We start from the raw sequence: 3,294 nt of genomic DNA on the forward strand, positions 1-3,294 counted from the left end.
AGATGACAGGGCAGGGAACTAGCTTCGCATCTCCTTGGTGTCGTGACTCAAAAAACGTAGTCAGTTAAGACGATAGCTGGTCAGAATAGGCTTGCGGGATTTCTCTTACAAGCCCCTAGCTTCAGCTATGGGGTTCCTGACTATGAGGGCGCGAGTGACGGATCCATTTTCAACTCTTGTCGGGTATTATACCCGATTATCCGCAGATGCCCTGCCAATCTCGGATTAAATCCTTCCTCTCATAGAGGGGGTAGAGGCTTTATTGTTAGGGAGGATGAGGGAGATGGGGTGGATGGGGTGGATAGGGTAGATGGGGTGGATAGATAAGATTGGGGAGGTTTTTCGTAGTAACGACTTCAGTCGTTCTCCTCTTTTGTTCGTAGTAACGACTAACGCCCTCATATCAGGCTCATCCTCCAGTTCCGAAGCAGGCGCTAGACCCTCGGATTGCTCGTGTGATGGCGTAAGCCATCACACGAGAGCAACGACTGAAGTCGTTACTACGAACATCTCCCCCGATCTCCCCCATCTCCCTAACAAACACATGACAAGAAAAATGGACATTATTTTGTGTCATACCACAGCAGATTTCGATACCTTGGGGGCTGCGGTGGGACTAACAAGGTTGTCGCCGGGAAGTCGAATTGTCCTGACTGGGGGTTCTCATCCCGGAGTCAGGCAGTTTTTGGCGTTACATCGCGATGAGTATCCCTTGATTGAACGGCGATCGGTTAATCCCGATCGCATTCGTTCCGTGACAGTGGTGGATACCCAACAGCGCGATCGCCTGGGTAAAGCAGCAGAATGGTTAGATTTGCCAGTCCCCATTTCAGTTTGGGATCATCACACTGATGCACCCAACGATATTGGGGCTACGGATACTCATATTGAAGCCATAGGAGCCACAACCACAGCCATTGTGGAACAGCTTCGCCTGAGATTAGACCCTGATCCGAACGGGCCAGTCTTGAATGTGGCGGAAGCAACAGTCATGGCCCTGGGCATTCATGTAGATACCGGGTCCCTAACCTTTGACCATACAACCCCACGGGATGCGATCGCCTTAGCCTGGTTAATGGAGCAAGGCGCTTCCTTATCCGTGGTTGCCGAATATATCGAACCGGGATTATCTCCCCGACTCCAGGACCTGCTCACCACCGCATTAGACACCCTTCGCACCGAAACGATCCAGGGTCATCCCGTTTCTACAGTGCTCTTGGAAACCCCCGAATATATCGCGGGTTTATCCAGTGTTGCCGCGCAAATCATGGAGATTACCGACACAGAAGCCCTGCTGTTGGGGAATCGCTATCCAATTAAAGGCTCTGATGAACATCGGCTGGTTGTGATTGGGCGATCGCGCATTTCCGGGACCAATCTGCAAACCTTATTGACTCCTTGGGGGGGTGGGGGACATCCCCGTGCCAGTTCCGTCAGTTTGCGCCTCACGGACTCGACAGTTACCTTCCAGGAAATCCTCGAAGAATTTAAAAAGCAGATTCCTCATCAACCTGTCGCCCGAGAATTGATGTCCTCCCCAGTCCGGACCATTCGACCCGAGACAACCATACATGAAGCCCAGCGGATTCTCTTGCGCTACGGGCATTCTGGGTTATCCGTAGTCAATGAAGGGGGAACCCTGGTGGGGGTAATTTGTCGCAGGGACTTGGATATTGCCCTGCATCATGGATTGGGTCATGCGCCGGTGAAAGGGTACATGAGTAGCAAGGTTAGAACGATCGCCCCGGATACGCCATTACCGCAGATTGAGGACTTGATGGTTACCTTTGATATCGGGCGATTGCCGGTGTTGTCTGAGGGTTCATTACAAGGGATTGTCACCCGCACCGATGTGTTGCGACAACTGCACCAGGATAGTGCGATCGGCTCTCAGAGCAATTTAACCAGTGGAAGTCCGCCCTATTGTCCCTTACCTCGGGAAGTCGCCTCTCTCCTAGGCGATCGCCTCGCGCCGCAACTGGTAAATCTCCTCAACCGTGCGGCCCAACTTGCGGAAGAACGGGGTTGGCATCTTTATCTAGTCGGTGGAGCAGTGCGGGACATCCTCTGGGCAACCTATCACCAAGAGGGGAGTTCGGGGTTTAAATTATTAGGAAAAGAGGAGAGCCGGAAAGAACCTGAAGGCGATCGCCCACCCCTGCTGCTGACAGATATTGATTTAGTTGTGGATGGGTTTGATTCCCGTGCCGATGATGCTGCCGGAGTAGAACTGGCTGAACATCTCCAAAAACTTTATCCCACCGCTCGCTTAGACATTCACGGCCAATTCCAAACCGCTGCCTTGTTGTGGCATAAAGACCCGGATTTAGACTCCTTGTGGGTTGATATTGCCACAGCCAGGACGGAATTTTATCCCTATCCGGCAGCGAATCCAGAAGTTGAAGCCTCCTCCATTCGTCAAGACCTCTACCGGAGAGATTTCACCCTGAATGCTCTGGCTGTGAGGCTAACCGGGCCCAATCGTCGGGGAGAAATTTTAGATTTTTTTGGGGGATGGTTGGATTTGCAGGCAGGACAGATTCGGGTATTACACGCGAACAGCTTTATTGAGGACCCGACGCGGATTTATCGGGCGGTGAGGTTTGCCGTGCGGTTGGGATTTGAGATTGAACCTCAGACTCAAGGGTATATTCGGTTGGCGATGGAGAGTGGGGTTTATTTGCGATCGCCTGAGTTAACTCGTCGCGTGCCCGCATTGGAAACCAGGCTGAAAAACGAACTGAAATATATTTTACAAGCCCCTTATTGGCAACGGGCTTTGCAGTTATTAGACAGCTTTGATGCGTTACGCTGCATCCATCCGAGCTTAAAATTAGACCGGGATTTATGGCAGCAATTGCGATCGGTCGATCGCTGGATTCGTCAAATTCAGGGTACGGTAAATGCAGCAGAATCGCCCCTCAAGACCCTTCCAGAATCCTGGCAGATTCGCTTAGAACTGCTGATTGCTCATTTAGAGCCGCAATGGAGGGCGCAGGTGGCCCAAAATTTGCAAATGAGTAGCGAGAGTATGGAGCGTTTAGAACAGTTGGCAACTTCGGCGATCGCAGTCATGCCTGTGAGGGAAATTTCCCGACCGAGTGAGGTCGTTCGATTGTTAAGCCGTTATGATCTGCCGATGTTGATGGCGATCGCCGTGATCAGTCCAAAAGCACTAAGGCGGCGAATTTGGCAATATATCCATCACTGGATGAATGTCAAACCCTTACTCAACGGCAACGACCTTAAAGCCCTCGGTTACAAGCCCGGACCCCAGTTTAAGACCATTTTAGA

At 51.5% G+C, this 3,294-nt stretch carries 1 protein-coding gene; it reads left to right on the forward strand.

Annotated elements, in window-relative coordinates; translation table 11 throughout:
• Positions 1–556: 556 nt before the first annotated feature.
• Positions 557–3,294 (forward strand): CBS domain-containing protein (locus J0895_RS19870; protein WP_207089737.1); only part of this gene is annotated, 2,738 nt, incomplete at its 3' end.

Origin of the sequence: Phormidium pseudopriestleyi FRX01 (assembly GCF_017313335.1) — a bacterium.
Classification (GTDB): domain Bacteria; phylum Cyanobacteriota; class Cyanobacteriia; order Cyanobacteriales; family Laspinemataceae; genus Laspinema; species Laspinema pseudopriestleyi.